Raw genomic sequence first — 15256 nt, 5'->3', positions numbered from 1 at the left:
GATCATTTGATCATTCACTTATTAAATCACACAACAATTTATTATGGAACAAACATTAGATATAAAAGCAAATAAAGTAAAAGAAACAGTAGGAAAACATGTGCTGGCAGACGGTTTCGATTTCGTAATGGATATCGAAAAATCACATGGTTCGTGGCTTTATGATAAACTTACAGACAGGGAATATCTGGATATGTTCTCCATGTTTGCATCCGCTTCCATCGGATACAATCACCCTTACCTTATGGAAAGATCAGAATGGCTGGGCAAAATGGCGGTGAACAAGCCAACACTGGCAGATGTCTATTCAGAAGAATATGCTCATTTCCTTGAAGTATTCGAAAGAGTAGTGATTCCGGAAGAGTTACAATATGCTTTCTTTATCGAAGGCGGAACTTTAGGCGTTGAGAATGCTATGAAAGCTTGTTTCGACTGGAAAACCCGCAAAAATTTTGAAAAAGGCCTTGAAACGGAAGCAGGAATCTGTATTCACTTCAAACAGGCTTTCCACGGAAGAAGCGGTTATACTTTAAGCTTAACAAATACATCCGACCCAAGAAAATATCAGTATTTTCCAATGTTCAAATGGCCGAGAATTTTAAATCCGAAATTAACATTCCCGATCACAGAACAAAACCTGGAAGAAACCATCAAAAATGAAAACCTTGCATTAGTACAGATTGAAGAAGCTATCTTAATGCATCCTGATAAAGTGGCTTGTATCATTATTGAACCTATTCAGGCTGAAGGTGGTGACAACCATTTCAGAGACGAATTTTTATTAGGATTGAGAAGAATCTGTGATGACAACGAAATCTTACTTATTTTTGACGAAGTTCAGACAGGTATTGCGATTACAGGTAAAATGTGGGCATTTCAGCACTTTACAGCAAAACCGGATATCATTTCTTTCGGAAAAAAAGCACAGGTATGCGGTGTGTTAGCGAATAAAGAAAAATTTGACGAAGTTCCGAACAACGTTTTCAGAGAAAGTTCAAGAATCAACTCTACATTCGGAGGAAACTTTATCGATATGCTTCGTTTCCAGTTGGTAATGGAAGTGATCGAAAAAGAAAATCTTGTTGAGAATGCAAGAGTAGTTGGAGATTTCCTTCTGGAAAGTCTTAAAGCACTGGCTGAAAAATATCCTGAAAAGATTTCAAACGCCAGAGGAAGAGGGCTGATGTGTGCAATTGATTTACCTTCTGCAGCACAAAGAAACCACCTGATGAATGAATTATTCAATGATGGATTAATCATTCTTCCATGTGGAGATCAGTCTTTACGTTTCAGACCTCATCTGAATGTTACGAAAGAAGAAATCCAGCTGGCTTTGGATAAAATTGAAAACAACATTAATAAAATTTAAAACCCGGGATTTGTAATTTTCAAAAAAACATTGTATATTTAGATACTCAAACAATTAGAATATGGAAAGAAGTACGAGAGTATCAGTTTATGAAAGTGATAACCCTTCAGAAATTCAGTTGGTTAAGTCTAAATTGGATGACGCACAAATTACAAATACTGTTGAAAATAACTATCTTACATTTACCACAACTCCTACAGCAACTTCGCTGAAAGTAATGGTGGATCTGGAAGATGAAAAGAAAGCATTTGATGTTATTGATGCTTATCTTCAACAAAGTGAAAATCAATAAACAATTTCATAATTTTAAATTTTACTACTTCGAACCGAAAATTAATTTTTATTAATTTTCGGTTTTTTAATTAAATCAATCATTAAATTATTAAAAAAATAAATTTTTAAAAGATGGCTTGAAGAACTATTATTTTCAGACGTAACAGTTAAATAAACAGAAGTTTGTATGGTTATAATTTAAATTTGATACAATATTCTTTGCTTATCGAAATATATAGAGCTTAGATTAATTTTCTTTGTGCTAAATAAAAATCAGGCTTTGATTCAAGGAGTAAAAAGTAAATAGTTCAGATTCTTCATCCTTTAATTTTTATATTTTTTAATCAAACTTTACAACATGAATTCAGAAATCAAACTAAGAAAAGCGGAAATTGAAGACAGGGACATTATCTGGGGAATTATCCAGCAATCCATTGAAAGAAGAAAGCAGGACGGAAGTACCCAGTGGCAGAACGGGTATCCCAATCTTGGAACAGTGGAAAGTGATATTGCAAAAGGATTTGGATATGTGCTTACAGTAGAAGGAGAAATAGCAGTTTATGGAGCTTTGATTCTAAACGATGAGCCAGCTTACAGTAAAATAGAAGGAGCGTGGCTGAGCAATGGCGAATTCGTGGTGGTTCACAGAGTAGCTATTGATGAAAAATTTGCAGGACAGGGAATGACAAAAAAACTGTTTGATCATATTGAAGATTTTGCAAGATCTCATGACATTCAGAGTGTTAAAGTAGATACAAACTATGATAATATCCCGATGCTGAAGATCCTCGAAGGCAAAGGTTATTCGTATTGTGGAGAGGTGGTTTTGGCAGACGGATTGAGGAAAGCCTTTGAGAAGATTATAATTTAGGCCAAAAGTTAAATCAACTTTCATTGAATTTTTAAAACGGGCTGTATTTATAAACTCTATCAGGTTTGTTCGTTTGGTTCTGAACTAATTTTTACTTTTGTCCAAATTTTTATATTATGCATCAAAGTATAGAAATTGATGAAAAAATTTTTCAAGATGCCGTAAAGTTTTATGGCACCGTGTTCAGCTTACCTCCTTTAGCTTCAAAAATTTATTCCTACCTTCTTTTTGACTATGAGAAAGTAGGAATTACTTTTGACGAGTTTGTTGAAGTGCTCTCTGCGAGTAAAAGCTCCGTTTCCACCAGTATTTCGCTGCTGTTAAATGCCCAGCTCATCGTAGACCATAACAAAATGGATGAACGGAAACGGTATTTTTTCATCAATGATGAATACAAAAAGATACGATTCGAAAAAATTGTCCAAAAAATGCAGGACGAATTAAAACTATTAGATGATTTAAACAACTTTAAAAAAAGTAAAGACGATGGATACAACGAAAGAATAGAAGTTTACAAAGCACTCTTAAACAAAAACATAGAAAATATTCAGGAATCTCTTAATAAACTATAAAATGAATAATAAGCTAGTTATACTTTCAATTGCAGCGTTTTCACTGACAGCCTGCAAAAAAGAAGCTCCGAAACAGGATGGCGCCAAACCATATCCTGTGGTTTCCGTGGAGTCAAAAAATATAGTGGGTTATCAGACGTTTCCGGCTACCATCCAAGGTAGAGTAAACAATGATGTACGTGCAAAAATACAAGGATATATTACTCAGGTATTGGTAGATGAAGGACAATATGTAACAAAAGGACAGCCTTTGTTCCGTTTAGAAACCAATATTTTGAACGAAAATGCAGCCGCTTCCAAAGCTGGGATTGCAGCCTCAGAATCCAGTATTGCAGCAGCTCAGGCTTCTGTAAATGCAGCTCAGGTTGAAGTGAATAAACTCAAGCCTTTGGTTCAGAAGAACATTATCAGCAACGTCCAGCTGCAGACTGCCCAGGCTAATCTTGCTCAGGCTCAGGCCCAGCTGCAACAGGCAACTGCTGCCAAAAAACAGGCTGTTGCTAACTATAAAGGAGTAGAAGCCAATATCGAATACTCCATCATTCGCGCACCTATTTCAGGGGTGGTTGGAAGACTTCCATTAAAAGTCGGAAGTTTGGTTGGGCCGTCTGATCAGACACCTTTAACTACAATTTCTGATACTTCTCAGATCTTTGCTTACTTTGCCATGAATGAAAAGGAATATTTCAATTTCCTGGAAAAAGCTCCGGGAGCTTCCATGCCTGAGAAAATCAAAAATTTACCATTGGTAGAACTGCAATTAGCGAATGGAAGTCTTTATCCTGAAAAAGGGAAAATTGAAGCTATTACAGGCCAGATTGATCCTACAACAGGAACTATTCAGTTTAGAGTTGCGTTCTCGAATGCTCAAAAATTATTGAGTAACGGTAACAGTGGAACCATCAGATTCCCTCAGCGTTATGATAATGTGCTTGTCGTTCCTGAAAGTGCTACTTACGAACAACAAGGTATTGTCTACGTGTACAAAATAGAAAAAGGAGATACTGCTAAAAATGTTGTCATTAATGTTATTGACAGAATTGACAATATGGCTCTTATAAAATCAGGAGTTAACAAAGGCGAAACAGTTGTTGCGGCTGGAATCGGCGGTTTAAAACCGGGAACAGTAGTAAAGCCAAAGCCAATTAAAATGGATAGTCTTGTTCAATCAATAAAACCGAAATTCTAATGATAAAAAACTTTATTAACAGACCGGTTTTATCTACCGTAATCTCAATTTTAATTGTGATTCTCGGTATTTTAGGACTGATCTCGTTACCGGTTACACAGTATCCGGACATTGCACCGCCTACTGTAAGCGTTACTGCTAACTATACAGGTGCCAATGCGGAAACTGTAATGAAAAGTGTGGTTGTTCCTTTGGAAGAACAGATTAATGGGGTGGAAGGAATGGACTATATCACTTCTTCTGCTGGAAATGACGGTTCTGCTCAAATTCAGGTTTTCTTTAAACAAGGAATAGATCCGGATATTGCAGCGGTAAACGTGCAGAATCGTGTGGCCAGAGCAACACCGCTCTTGCCGTCCGAAGTAACGAGATCGGGAGTTGTTACCCAGAAACAGCAGACAAGTGCCCTGATGTATATGTCTTTCTATTCTGAAAATAAGGATCTGGATGATGTGTATCTTCAAAACTTTTTGAATATCAATATTATTCCAAACCTGAAAAGGGTAAATGGTGTAGGGGATGCCAACGTTTTCGGAGGTAAAAATTATTCCATGAGAATCTGGTTGGATCCGGCAAAAATGGCTGCCTATAGTGTAACTCCTACAGATGTTACCAATGCAATTAACGAGCAGAGTAGAGAGGCTGCCGCAGGTTCTATTGGCCAGAACAGTGGAAGTTCTTTTGAATATATCATCAAATATGTAGGAAAGTTCAACGATAAAGAGCAGTATGATAATATTATCATTAAATCCCTTCCAAACGGACAAAACCTGATGTTAAAAGATGTTGCCAAAGTAGAATTGGCAGGTCAATCCTATACAGGAATCGGGGAGAACGGAAACAATCCTTCCATCAGTATGGGGATCTTCCAGACACCGGGTTCCAACGCACAGGAGATTATTAAGAATATCAAAACTTATCTGAAATCAGCGGAGAGTACTTTCCCTAAAGGTATTAAATATACTTTTAACTTTGATACCAACGAATTCCTTGATGCTTCCATTGAAAAGGTAGTTCATACCCTGATTGAAGCATTTATTCTGGTATTTATTGTAGTATATATTTTCCTTCAGGATTTCAGATCTACTCTTATTCCGGCCATTGCAGTTCCGGTATCTATTGTAGGAGCGTTCTTTTTCCTGAATCTTTTCGGATATTCATTAAACCTGTTAACCCTTTTTGCATTGGTACTTGCCATCGGTATTGTGGTGGATGATGCCATTGTGGTCGTCGAGGCCGTTCATGCGAAGATGGAACATGGTATTTCCGATGCTAAAAAAGCAACTGTAGAAGCGATGGATGAGATTACGGGAGCTATTATTTCTATTACTTTGGTAATGGCAGCAGTATTTATCCCGGTAACCTTTATTACAGGTCCTACAGGGGTATTCTACCAGCAGTTTGGTATTACACTGATAATAGCGATCATCATTTCCGCTATTAATGCATTAACATTAAGTCCGGTATTGTGTTCATTATTCTTAAAACCTCATGCAGAACATCACGCAGAGTATAAGGATTTAAACCTTATGCAGAAGTTTTTCTATAAGTTTAATATTGCTTTTAAAACAACAACTGAGCGTTACGGAAGAGGATTTGTATTCCTGTTAAGACATAAATGGGTAACCCTTATTATTTTCGCTGTTACCGGAGGGATTTTATTCTGGGCAAGCAGTAGTATGAAGAAAGGGTTTGTACCTACAGAAGACAGGGGGATTATCTTTACCGATGTTCAGCTTCCTCCGGGGGCTTCTATGGAAAGAACGTATAACGCCTTGAAAACACTTCAGGCCAAAGCATTGAAGGTTCCGGGAGTACAGAACGTAACAATTTCCACAGGTAGAGGATTCTTATCAGGAAACGGAAGTAATAACGGTCTTGCCTTCATTAAACTGAAGCCTTTTGAAGAAAGAAAAAAAGACGGCCAGACTTCTGAAGATATTACGAAAAAATTATTTGGAATTTCAGGAGCTGTTCCTGATGCAAAAGTAGTATTCTTTCAGCCGCCAAGTGTACCAGGGTTTGGTAACAGTGCAGGTTTTGAAATGGTGCTGCTGGATAAATCTGGTGGAGAATATGCTGATCTGGATAATAAAACCAATGAATTCATCGGTAAGCTGATGCAAAGACCCGAAATCCAATTTGCGCAGACTTCATTCAATACAAAATATCCGCAGTATCAGATGGAAATTAATGTTCCTCTGAGCAAGCAGCTTGGTGTTTCTGTAAATGATATTCTGGCTACCATGCAGGGATATATTGGTGGTATTTATACCGCTGACTTTACCAAGTATGGAAAACAGTTCAGAGTAATGGTTCAGGCGCTCCCTGAAAACAGAAAGAATATTGAAAATCTAAATGAACTTTATATAAGAACAGGTTCGGGTATTATGTCTCCGATTTCACAGTTTGTAACCTTGAAAAAAGCCTATGGTCCGCAATCCGTAAGCCGTTATAACCTGTTTACCTCAGTGAAGGTGACTGGAGCAAATTCCGACGGGTATAGTTCCGGAGATGCTATTGCTGCCGTACAACAAGTTGCTGAAGAAACCCTGAACCAAAACTATGCTGTGGAATTTACCGGATTAACCAGGGAAGAATTGAACTCAGGATCTCAGACGCTTCTGATTTTCGGATTAAGTTTGATCTTCGTTTACTTTATTCTTTCTGCGCAGTATGAAAGCTACATTCTTCCGCTGATCGTTGTTATATCCCTTCCTTTAGGAGTAATGGGAGCTTATTTCGGACAGAAGATTATGGGCTTGGAAAATAATATTTATTTCCAGATTGCACTTATCATGCTCGTGGGGTTACTGGCGAAAAATGCGATTCTTATCGTTGAGTTTGCTGTTCAGAGAAGGCATCACGGCGAGACGATTGTAATGTCAGCGATCAATGCTGCCAAAGCCAGAGTGAGACCTATTCTAATGACATCGTTCGCCTTTATCTTCGGTTTATTACCGTTGGTTCTGGCAAGTGGAATTGGTGCTGTTGGTAACAGATCTATTGCAACGGGTGCAGCAATCGGACTATTGATAGGAACTATTTTAGGATTATTTGTAATCCCGGTACTGTATGTGATTTTTGAAACCCTACAGGAAAAGATCAAGCCTATCAAAAAAGAAGAAATTAGCTTAGCAGAATAAAATTAAGATTTAAGAAATTAGAAGTTAGAAATTAGAGACGAGTCTAAAAACTAACTTCTAACTTCTAAACTCTAACTTCTAATTAAAAATAATGAAGAGTTTATTAAACATCATAAAAGGAATTACTTTTTCAGTTTTCATACTCGGAGCCATTTCATCCTGTATGGCAAGAAAAGAATATGAAAGACCGAAGAACGTTGTAGACGAAAAGCTTTTCCGTACAGATATGCTTCCTTCAGACAGTACGAATATTGCGGATATTTCATGGAAAGAAATATTCACAGATCCGATCCTTCAGGGGCATATTTCCAAAGCACTGGAAAACAACTTAGATATCAGAATTGCTTTAGAAAGTATCAATTCTGCGGAAGCTTATTTGAAGCAAAGTAAAGCAGCTTATCAGCCCACACTTTCCATTGGACCTAACTATACGTTCCAGACACAGTCTATCAATACTCAGTTTGGGCAGATCATCGGTTCAAGACGTTATGTGAATCAGTTTGATATTACCGCCAGTATTGGTTGGGAGGCAGACATTTGGGGAAAACTGAAAGCTCAGGAAAAAGCACAATTAGCTACTTATTTAGGGACGGTTGCAGCTCATAAAGCAGTAAAAAGCAGCCTTGTTTCTTCCATCGCTTCTGCCTATTATCAATTATTGACTTTTGATGCGCAGAAAAAAATTATCTCAGAAACGATTGCCGTACGCGAGAAGAATCTAGAAACAACGAAAGCTTTAAAAATTTCCGGTACTGTAACAGAAGTTGCTGTACAGCAGAGTGAAGCCCTTGTTTTCAATGCAAAATCATTATTGATTGATATTGATACCCAGATCCAGCTTCTTGAAAATACGATGAGTCTTTTAATGGGGGAACCTTCACACAGCATCGAAAGATCTACATTGGAAGGGCAAAAACTTCCGATTGATTTGAAATTAGGTTATCCTGCGCAGCTTCTGGCGAATCGTCCGGATGTAATGAGAGCAGAATATAATCTAATGAATGCTTTCGAATTGACGAATGCTGCAAAAGCTCAGTTTTATCCTACTTTAAAGCTAACAGGTAGTGGTGGGGTACAGTCTGTGGATATTGACCACCTGTTCAGCGTAAATTCACTATTCGCGAATGTAGTGGCAGGATTAGCACAGCCGATTTTAAATAAAAGGCAGATCCAGACTAACTATGACGTAAGTCTTGCCAATAAGGAAACGGCTTATTTAAACTTTAGAAAGACAGTTCTTACTGCCGGAAAAGAGGTTTCTGATGCAATCAGAGTATTTTCTGTACAGGATTCATTTATTGAGTTAAAACAAAAAGAACTGGATGCTTACAAAAAGTCTGTTGACTACTCTCAGGAATTGGTAAACTATGGTATGGCCAACTATCTTGAAGTATTGAATGCGAGTGTTAATTCATTAAACGCAGAACTTAATATTTCCAATGCAAGATATAGTAAAATGAAGGCAGCTGTTGAGCTTTATCAGGCTTTAGGCGGAGGCTGGAAATAGAAATTTTTTGCAGTAAATAATACAACGTGTGCCAGAAATGGCACGCGTTTTTTGTTGGAGGCTGGAAGAGGGAAGAGAGAGTTATTGAGATTAATATATCAAGAATTTAATTGCAGAATATATTTCATCTATTTTAAAAAACAATCAGAAGTTTCCCGTCAAATAGGAACTTCCATCTTCAAACTTCCAATTTCCCTCCTTTTAATGTATGTTAAAATCCAAATTCCTGTTGTATATATGTATTTAACTACGTAGTTTTATACTTTAAAATATTACGGGCATGAAAATACAGATACAACCCATAGGAAACTCATATTCGGAACAGGCTGTTGATTTGATTTTAAATATTCAGCAGAAGGAATTCAATATTCCAATTACAATACAGGATCAGCCGGATCTTTTACAGATTGAAAGTTTTTACACCGCTGCCGGAGGTAATTTCTGGGGTGCTTTTGTGAATGATGAACTGGTAGGTTCTATTGCTTTGGTTAAATTTGACGAAAGAGCAGGAGCGATCAGGAAAATGTTTGTCAAGAAAGAATTCAGAGGAAAGGAATTGAATATTGCTCAGGAGTTATTGGAAGTGTTAATTTCTTTCTGCCGGGAAAATGGAATTGATGATCTGTATTTGGGAACCATAACGGTATTAAAAGCGGCACAGCGATTCTATGAAAGAAATCACTTTGTGAAGATAGAAAAAAGAAACCTTCCGGCTAAATTTCCATTGATGAGTGCTGATGATGTCTTTTATCATTTAAATATGGACAGATCATGAATGTTATCAACGAGGCAGGAATTCTTGCCATATCCACAAGATTACACCGCCTTAGCGAACAATTAAGGAAAGACGGAGCCTTGATTTATAAGGCCTTCGGAATCGATTTCGAACTAAAGTGGTTTCCGGTCATCTTTACGATTTATAAGAAGGAAATAGCCAGCGTTGTTGAAATAGCGAATGAAATAGGATATACCCATCCATCCACCATAACGCTGCTCAAAGAGCTGGAAAAGCTGGAATTGATACAATGGGAAAAAGATAGGCAGGATGAGCGTAAAAGACTGTTTAAGCTGACTTCGAAAGGCCAGGAACTCATCGATAAGATGAAACCGGTTTGGGAATTGATGTCACAGATTTTGGGAGATATTGCCGATAATACAAACAACTTGCTTACGGCTATTGATGAAGCAGAAGAGAAAATTGCCAGCCAGTCTTTTTATCAGAGGGCACTGCAGGTGAAGAATACGAAATAAGTAAATTTCATCATTAAGTAGTTATATACCAATTAAAACAACAGACTGGTAATCTAATCTGTTGTTTTTATTCTAATTCTATAGGGTTTTCAAATTTTTTGTTTTCTTCTCTTTCTTTTTCTCTTTGCCTTACCATCTCCTGTCCTTTTATGATTGTGGTTCCATAGCTTGCAAGTACAGCAGCAGCATTAGCATCTGCATTTCTTAATGCTTGTTTAAGTTTAGGTTGTGTAGTTTCTATTGCATCAGTAAACCTCGTTTTGTTAATGTTAATTAGTTTTCCTCTCAACTTAGAATCAGATACCGATTTCACGAGTTCAAAATCCCAATCTCCTTTGTCATCTGTTATTTTAATTATTAACCCAGGCAATCCACCAAATTTATAAGGACCATAAGGTAAAGGGATTTCAGGGGAATACCATGCAATCCAATTTCTTCCTTTAAAGGTAACTTCTGCTTTTTTACAATTAATTGTATTGATTATTTTTGTTTCATCCACAAGTCTCCAATTCTTTATTACTGGTTCTTTATAGGTAAGCAATGACATTCCAACTAATTTAAAATACTGTATATTTTCGTTTGATTGTATTATAGTAAAAGAAAATCCTGTTTTAGGAATCACTACTCCTTTTTTCCAACCAAGAGTTATACTTCCATCGGGATTACTTGTCGTTGTTCCTGAATTAACCATTACCGAATCACCTTTTAACGATATAGTACTAGCAAAAAATGAACGATTATCTCCTATTTGTAATGAAAATAGTTCTTCGTATCTATTATCTGTTCGTATATCAAATTTGGCTTTTAACTGATAAGTAAACTCACCACGCAAAGTATCTTGTTTGTATGATTGAGTATAAAATAAAAGGCTATAAAATAAAATTGATAATTGAAGTAGCTTTTTTTGGTAATGCATAAGTTGTATTTTCATTATAAAACTGCACTTATAGCGTAGTAATTTCCACCATAAGTGCATTAATTGACATATTATGCCAAATTATTACTAGGACCACTATGTGTACCAGGCTTACAGTAATTTGCTTCTAGAGCTGCAACCCAAGCATTTGCTTGTTCAGCAGTCCAATTTTAAGTTGTTGTAGCTTGTACACCACAAGAAGTTTCGGCATACCAAACTTGACCTCCTTTTACAGATTGAAGATCATTACGAGATAATTTTTTTAAATTTTTCATTGTGTTAAATTATAAAGTTAAGTTTCAAATATATAGATATAAATCAAACCAAAGAGAAAAGTTTTATTATGTTAATTCTAAAAATTGCAACCTATATGGCTGGTATGTAATATCAAAAAATCTAATTTGCCTTTTGTTTATTGGATGGAACTTGTTGATGAAGCAGAAAAGAAAATTGCCAGTCAGTTTTTTTATCAGAGGGCTTTAGAAATTAAAAATTCAAAATAAAATGATCATTTATTATCCATCGAAAATATTAAAGAATACTGATCATGATTAGAAAAGCAATTCATGATGATTTTCTTCAGGCAGTTCAAGCTTTGGAGGTGGTAAAAAAATATATGCTGAGTGAAGGAATTGATCAATGGGATCAGGAGTATCCTAATGTAAAAGTACTTATACAAGATATTGAAAAAGGATAAGGTTTTGTTTATGAGGAAGAAGGCAAAATATTGGCTTATGTTGCACTTAATGAATTATGTGATGAAGAATACAATGATCTGATCTGGAAAACACAAATACCTTTTATTGTTATTCATCGCTTATATGTGAAGCCCATAGCACAAGGAAAAGGTAACTCCCTCTAATAAATACATCTGGTTATTAGTGTTATCTTGTTCATTATCAAAAAGTCGTAATTCTACTACAAATTTTTAAATAAAGTATAATTCATTTTGGTGTGAATATTTAAGGTGATATATTGCATTACCAAAATCATTGAAAAAGCTTATGAAAAAATACCAAAATCACCCCCCTCTTTTTTAAGTATTGCTAACTTATAGTGGAATTATTTTCTGACAATTCCAATTGCAACCATTTCAGATCAATCATAGAAAAGCTTGTTCAAGAGGCCATTGCAAACTATAGATTGTTTCTTTGAATTGAAGAGTCTCACCTGTAAAGGTTGAATATCCAATTAAGTCATACACCAAAAAAAAGATGTTATGTTTCAGGAACAAAATAATCTTCCCAAGCCGGAAATAGATTCAGACAAGACAGGGCTTGTAAACAAAATCCAGGACAATAAAAAGATCAAAGAAGTAAAGAAAGCTGCTTCAAAAGTGAATAACAAAGTCAATGTGGTAAATACAGGAAAACAATTCCTGAATCAGCCGCTATTACCCAATGAGCCATCTATTATTAAAGAAAAGCTTTGGGTAAAACAACCTACTTCCAAAATATTCAATGCAGACAGTATTCCGGAGAGTGCTATAGCAGGAATCAACCGTGTCGTAAAGCTTGATATTCATGTAGAAGGTAAGCCTATAAAATATTTCAAACATTTTAAACTTACGCAAAGTGCTACTAAGCATCATGAGTTTGAGCTTATTCTTGCCCATGATACCTTAGGAAGTGCAGAAAATCATAACCTTGAAGAAGTTCAGAATTTTCTAGGAAAAAGGATTACTATTGTTTTCAAGTATAAAGATGTAGAAGGCGGACCCGAACGAAACTTTGTAGGGGTCATCACAGAAGTCGGATTCAGCCAGGAAAAAGGCAGTCTTGGCAATCTTGTTTTGTCAGGTTTTAGTCCAACGATCTTGTTAGATGCAGCACCTCACATTCAAAGTTTTGGAGGGGCAAAACCTATCAGTTTAAACAATATTGCCAATGATGTCATTAAAGAAGGATTAGGGCAGGGAAAATTTGATTTCAGGGTAGATGCCCGCCATGGCAATGTATCTTACAGTTCTCAATATGGAGAAACACATTATAATTATTTGGCAAGAATGGCGGAAGCTTATGGAGAACAATTTTTCTACGATGGAGAAGTTTTACATTTCGGACAGCTTCCACCACAAGAAAAACCCGTATTGTTGACCTATGGCAGTAACCTGACTGATATTAAAATTAAAATGAAAGCTCAGCATGTGAATCCTTCATTTTATGGTTATAACAGCAGTAAAAACGAAAAGTTTAAAGGCGGCAGTTCAAAAATAACCCATACTTCAGATATTGCTAAAAGAGCTTATGAAATCTCTGAAAAAACTTTTCAGACACCGTCTTTAAGAGTTGCTCCTATTAAAGCTTCATCCTTTATGGATATTGATGCTTCTCAAAAAGGAACAGCAGGAAGCAATGCTTCACAGGTTTTTATTACTTCCGGAAATACCACAGTCCCGTTTCTATATCCGGGATGTATTGCGGACATTCAAATGCGTAAAACAGATACTAACGATACTTCCTATTTTACAAAATTAATGCTCATAGAGGTAACCCATGAAGTGGACGCCCGCGGGTATTATGATGGATCTTTCCAGGGAATAGCTTCTGATACCGGATATATTCCAAGACCGGAATTTATTGTTCCTGTGGCAGAACCTCAGTTCGGAAAGGTAATTTCCAACACCGATCCTGAAAATCAAGGACGCGTACAAGTTCAGCTTGACTGGCAAGGCGGGCAGGATACTACAGAGTTTATCCGTGTGATGTCACCTGATGCGGGAAGTAGTGATAAAGTAGGTAAGAATCGTGGCTTCATGTCTATTCCTGAAGTAGGAGATCAGGTGATTATCAACTTTGTACATCTTCATCCGGACCGTCCTTTTGTAATGGGCGGAATGTACCATGGCGGAATTGGAGCGGGTGGTGGTGCTGGTAACAATGTGATGAGTTTCAGTGGCCGAAGTGGTGCCGAACTGAAATATGACAATGGTGCCGGATCTATGAATCTTAAAGATCAGGGTGGTGCCAATATGTTCTTTGATGGAGCCGGAAATGCTACAACCAATGCCAATAAGAACAAAGAAGTCAACGTAGGGAATGATAACACCGTAAGAGCAGGAAACACCAATATGATTAACGTAGCTGATGCTTCGGTTCTTCAGATGGATAAAACCGGGAAAGTATCCCTTACGGCCAATACAGAATTTAAAATTGTGGTGGGAGCCAGTACTGTGATTATTGATAAAGAAGGAAAAATTACCATCAATGGAAAAGAAATAAAGGTAGATGCCAAAGAAAGTCTGGATCTTTCAGGAAAAGACAGCACTAAAATAGGTGGTAAAAATGTAGTGATGACAGGAGGGGATGAAGTACAAGTTAACAGTAAAAAAGTAAATATTAATAAGTAGAAGAATGGAGATTGGAAAAGAATACCTCTATAATACTGCTATTACCGGAAAAACCAAAGTACACAGTCTGGACAGCAATTATAAAATCAATATCAAAACATCAGTAATTTATAAAGGAAAAGATCCGGATGAAGATTATCACATTTTTGAAATCACAGAGACTGATTATGTCTTAGAAATGTATGAAGATCCCTTAATTGTTCAGATCACAGAAATGACCAATAAAGTATGCAGTATCTACAGTACTCTGGAAGTCGGGATTAATAAAAAAGGAGAAATTGCCAAAATCTATAACGGGGATATGATCCGTGAAAAATGGAAAGGGGTAAAAGAATGGCTCACAAATGCTCATCCTATTGAAGCTTATGAAATTATACGGGCTAAAGAATATGAACTGACGGATGAAGAAATGGAAATAAAAAGCATTCGTTACATCCATTTTATCTACCAGTTCTTCTATATTTTTGGAAAAGAGCCAATGCAGGAAGGATCTAAAAGCTATCTTAAAAGAGAAGATATGGACCGGTTTGGCGCTGGCATTGTAATCCCTATTAATCTTTCCGTATCGGAAAGACAGACGGAGCAAGGTTTCGATGAATGGAATGCAGAAGGAAAGATGATCCGTGACGAAAAAATGATCCGAAGGTTACGGGAATTTGCAAAAGACAATTTTATGCATCCCGAATATCAAGTAAAAGGAAAATACCTGTATGATAACCGGATATTGTTAAAATCTGATTTTACCATTACCGAAAAGTTGGGTGAATTTTTTTATTATCACTGTTATATGGATACTCATTTAGAATTGTAACA

At 36.5% G+C, this 15256-nt stretch carries 14 protein-coding genes; 12 read left to right on the top strand and 2 right to left on the bottom strand.

The genetic code is table 11. The annotated features are described in order from the left end of the window. The first annotated feature begins 43 nt into the window (after window positions 1-43). From lat to F3J23_RS10920, 9 genes are all read left to right on the top strand, one after another. A complete protein-coding gene (gene lat, locus F3J23_RS10960; RefSeq protein ID WP_167028372.1) occupies window positions 44-1369 on the top strand; it encodes an L-lysine 6-transaminase in 1326 nt (441 codons plus the stop codon). A 61-nt stretch (window positions 1370-1430) separates the two neighbouring features. Beyond that, the gene (locus F3J23_RS10955; protein WP_167028369.1) at window positions 1431-1661 is read left to right on the top strand and encodes a DUF2007 domain-containing protein; all 231 of its coding nucleotides are present in this window, start codon (window positions 1431-1433) and stop codon (window positions 1659-1661) included. 339 nt (window positions 1662-2000) lie between these two features. Beyond that, a complete protein-coding gene (locus F3J23_RS10950; protein WP_167028366.1) occupies window positions 2001-2513 on the top strand; it encodes a GNAT family N-acetyltransferase in 513 nt (170 codons plus the stop codon). Between the two features lie 116 nt (window positions 2514-2629). Further along, window positions 2630-3085 carry a transcriptional regulator gene (locus tag F3J23_RS10945; RefSeq protein WP_065394571.1) on the top strand — a complete coding sequence of 152 codons (456 nt, stop codon included), beginning with the start codon at window positions 2630-2632 and terminating at the stop codon, window positions 3083-3085. A 1-nt stretch (window position 3086) separates the two neighbouring features. Continuing rightward, the gene (locus F3J23_RS10940) at window positions 3087-4274 is read left to right on the top strand and encodes an efflux RND transporter periplasmic adaptor subunit (protein WP_167028363.1); all 1188 of its coding nucleotides are present in this window, start codon (window positions 3087-3089) and stop codon (window positions 4272-4274) included. Continuing rightward, the gene (locus F3J23_RS10935; protein WP_167028360.1) at window positions 4274-7420 is read left to right on the top strand and encodes an efflux RND transporter permease subunit; all 3147 of its coding nucleotides are present in this window, start codon (window positions 4274-4276) and stop codon (window positions 7418-7420) included. Before F3J23_RS10940 ends, F3J23_RS10935 begins: the two co-directional genes overlap by 1 nt. A gap of 91 nt (window positions 7421-7511) precedes the next feature. Further along, entirely contained in the window at window positions 7512-8927 is a 1416-nt protein-coding gene (locus tag F3J23_RS10930; protein WP_167028355.1) for an efflux transporter outer membrane subunit, read from the top strand. Between the two features lie 280 nt (window positions 8928-9207). Further along, window positions 9208-9702 carry a GNAT family N-acetyltransferase gene (locus F3J23_RS10925; RefSeq protein WP_167028352.1) on the top strand — a complete coding sequence of 165 codons (495 nt, stop codon included), beginning with the start codon at window positions 9208-9210 and terminating at the stop codon, window positions 9700-9702. Further along, on the top strand, window positions 9699-10178 hold the full coding sequence (locus F3J23_RS10920; protein ID WP_167028349.1) for a MarR family winged helix-turn-helix transcriptional regulator: 480 nt from the start codon (window positions 9699-9701) through the stop codon (window positions 10176-10178). Before F3J23_RS10925 ends, F3J23_RS10920 begins: the two co-directional genes overlap by 4 nt. Window positions 10179-10245: 67 nt before the next feature. On the opposite strand, the gene F3J23_RS10915 is transcribed toward F3J23_RS10920, so the two are convergent. Next, window positions 10246-11094: a GLPGLI family protein gene (locus F3J23_RS10915; protein ID WP_167028346.1), complete on the bottom strand. Its 849-nt coding sequence runs from the start codon at window positions 11092-11094 to the stop codon at window positions 10246-10248. A gap of 170 nt (window positions 11095-11264) precedes the next feature. Then, window positions 11265-11369, bottom strand: coding sequence for a bacteriocin-like protein (locus tag F3J23_RS21825; RefSeq protein ID WP_410497736.1), 105 nt, complete (start codon window positions 11367-11369; stop codon window positions 11265-11267). Between the two features lie 272 nt (window positions 11370-11641). Here F3J23_RS21825 and F3J23_RS10910 point away from each other — a divergent pair, with 272 nt between their 5' ends. From F3J23_RS10910 to F3J23_RS10900, 3 genes are all read left to right on the top strand, one after another. Continuing rightward, window positions 11642-11791 (top strand): hypothetical protein, encoded by a 150-nt coding sequence (locus tag F3J23_RS10910; RefSeq protein WP_167028343.1) that lies wholly within the window; start codon window positions 11642-11644, stop codon window positions 11789-11791. 522 nt (window positions 11792-12313) lie between these two features. Then, a complete protein-coding gene (locus F3J23_RS10905) occupies window positions 12314-14443 on the top strand; it encodes a type VI secretion system Vgr family protein (protein WP_167028340.1) in 2130 nt (709 codons plus the stop codon). Window positions 14444-14447: 4 nt separating this feature from the next. Next, complete coding sequence (locus tag F3J23_RS10900; protein ID WP_167028337.1) at window positions 14448-15254, top strand: hypothetical protein; 807 nt, start codon at window positions 14448-14450, stop codon at window positions 15252-15254. The last annotated feature ends 2 nt before the right edge of the window (window positions 15255-15256 follow it).

The organism is Chryseobacterium sp. Tr-659 (assembly GCF_011752975.1).
Taxonomy (GTDB): Bacteria; Bacteroidota; Bacteroidia; order Flavobacteriales; family Weeksellaceae; genus Chryseobacterium.
The sequence above is the reverse complement of the archived record's forward strand: the minus strand, read 5'-3'. Positions and strand labels throughout refer to the sequence as shown.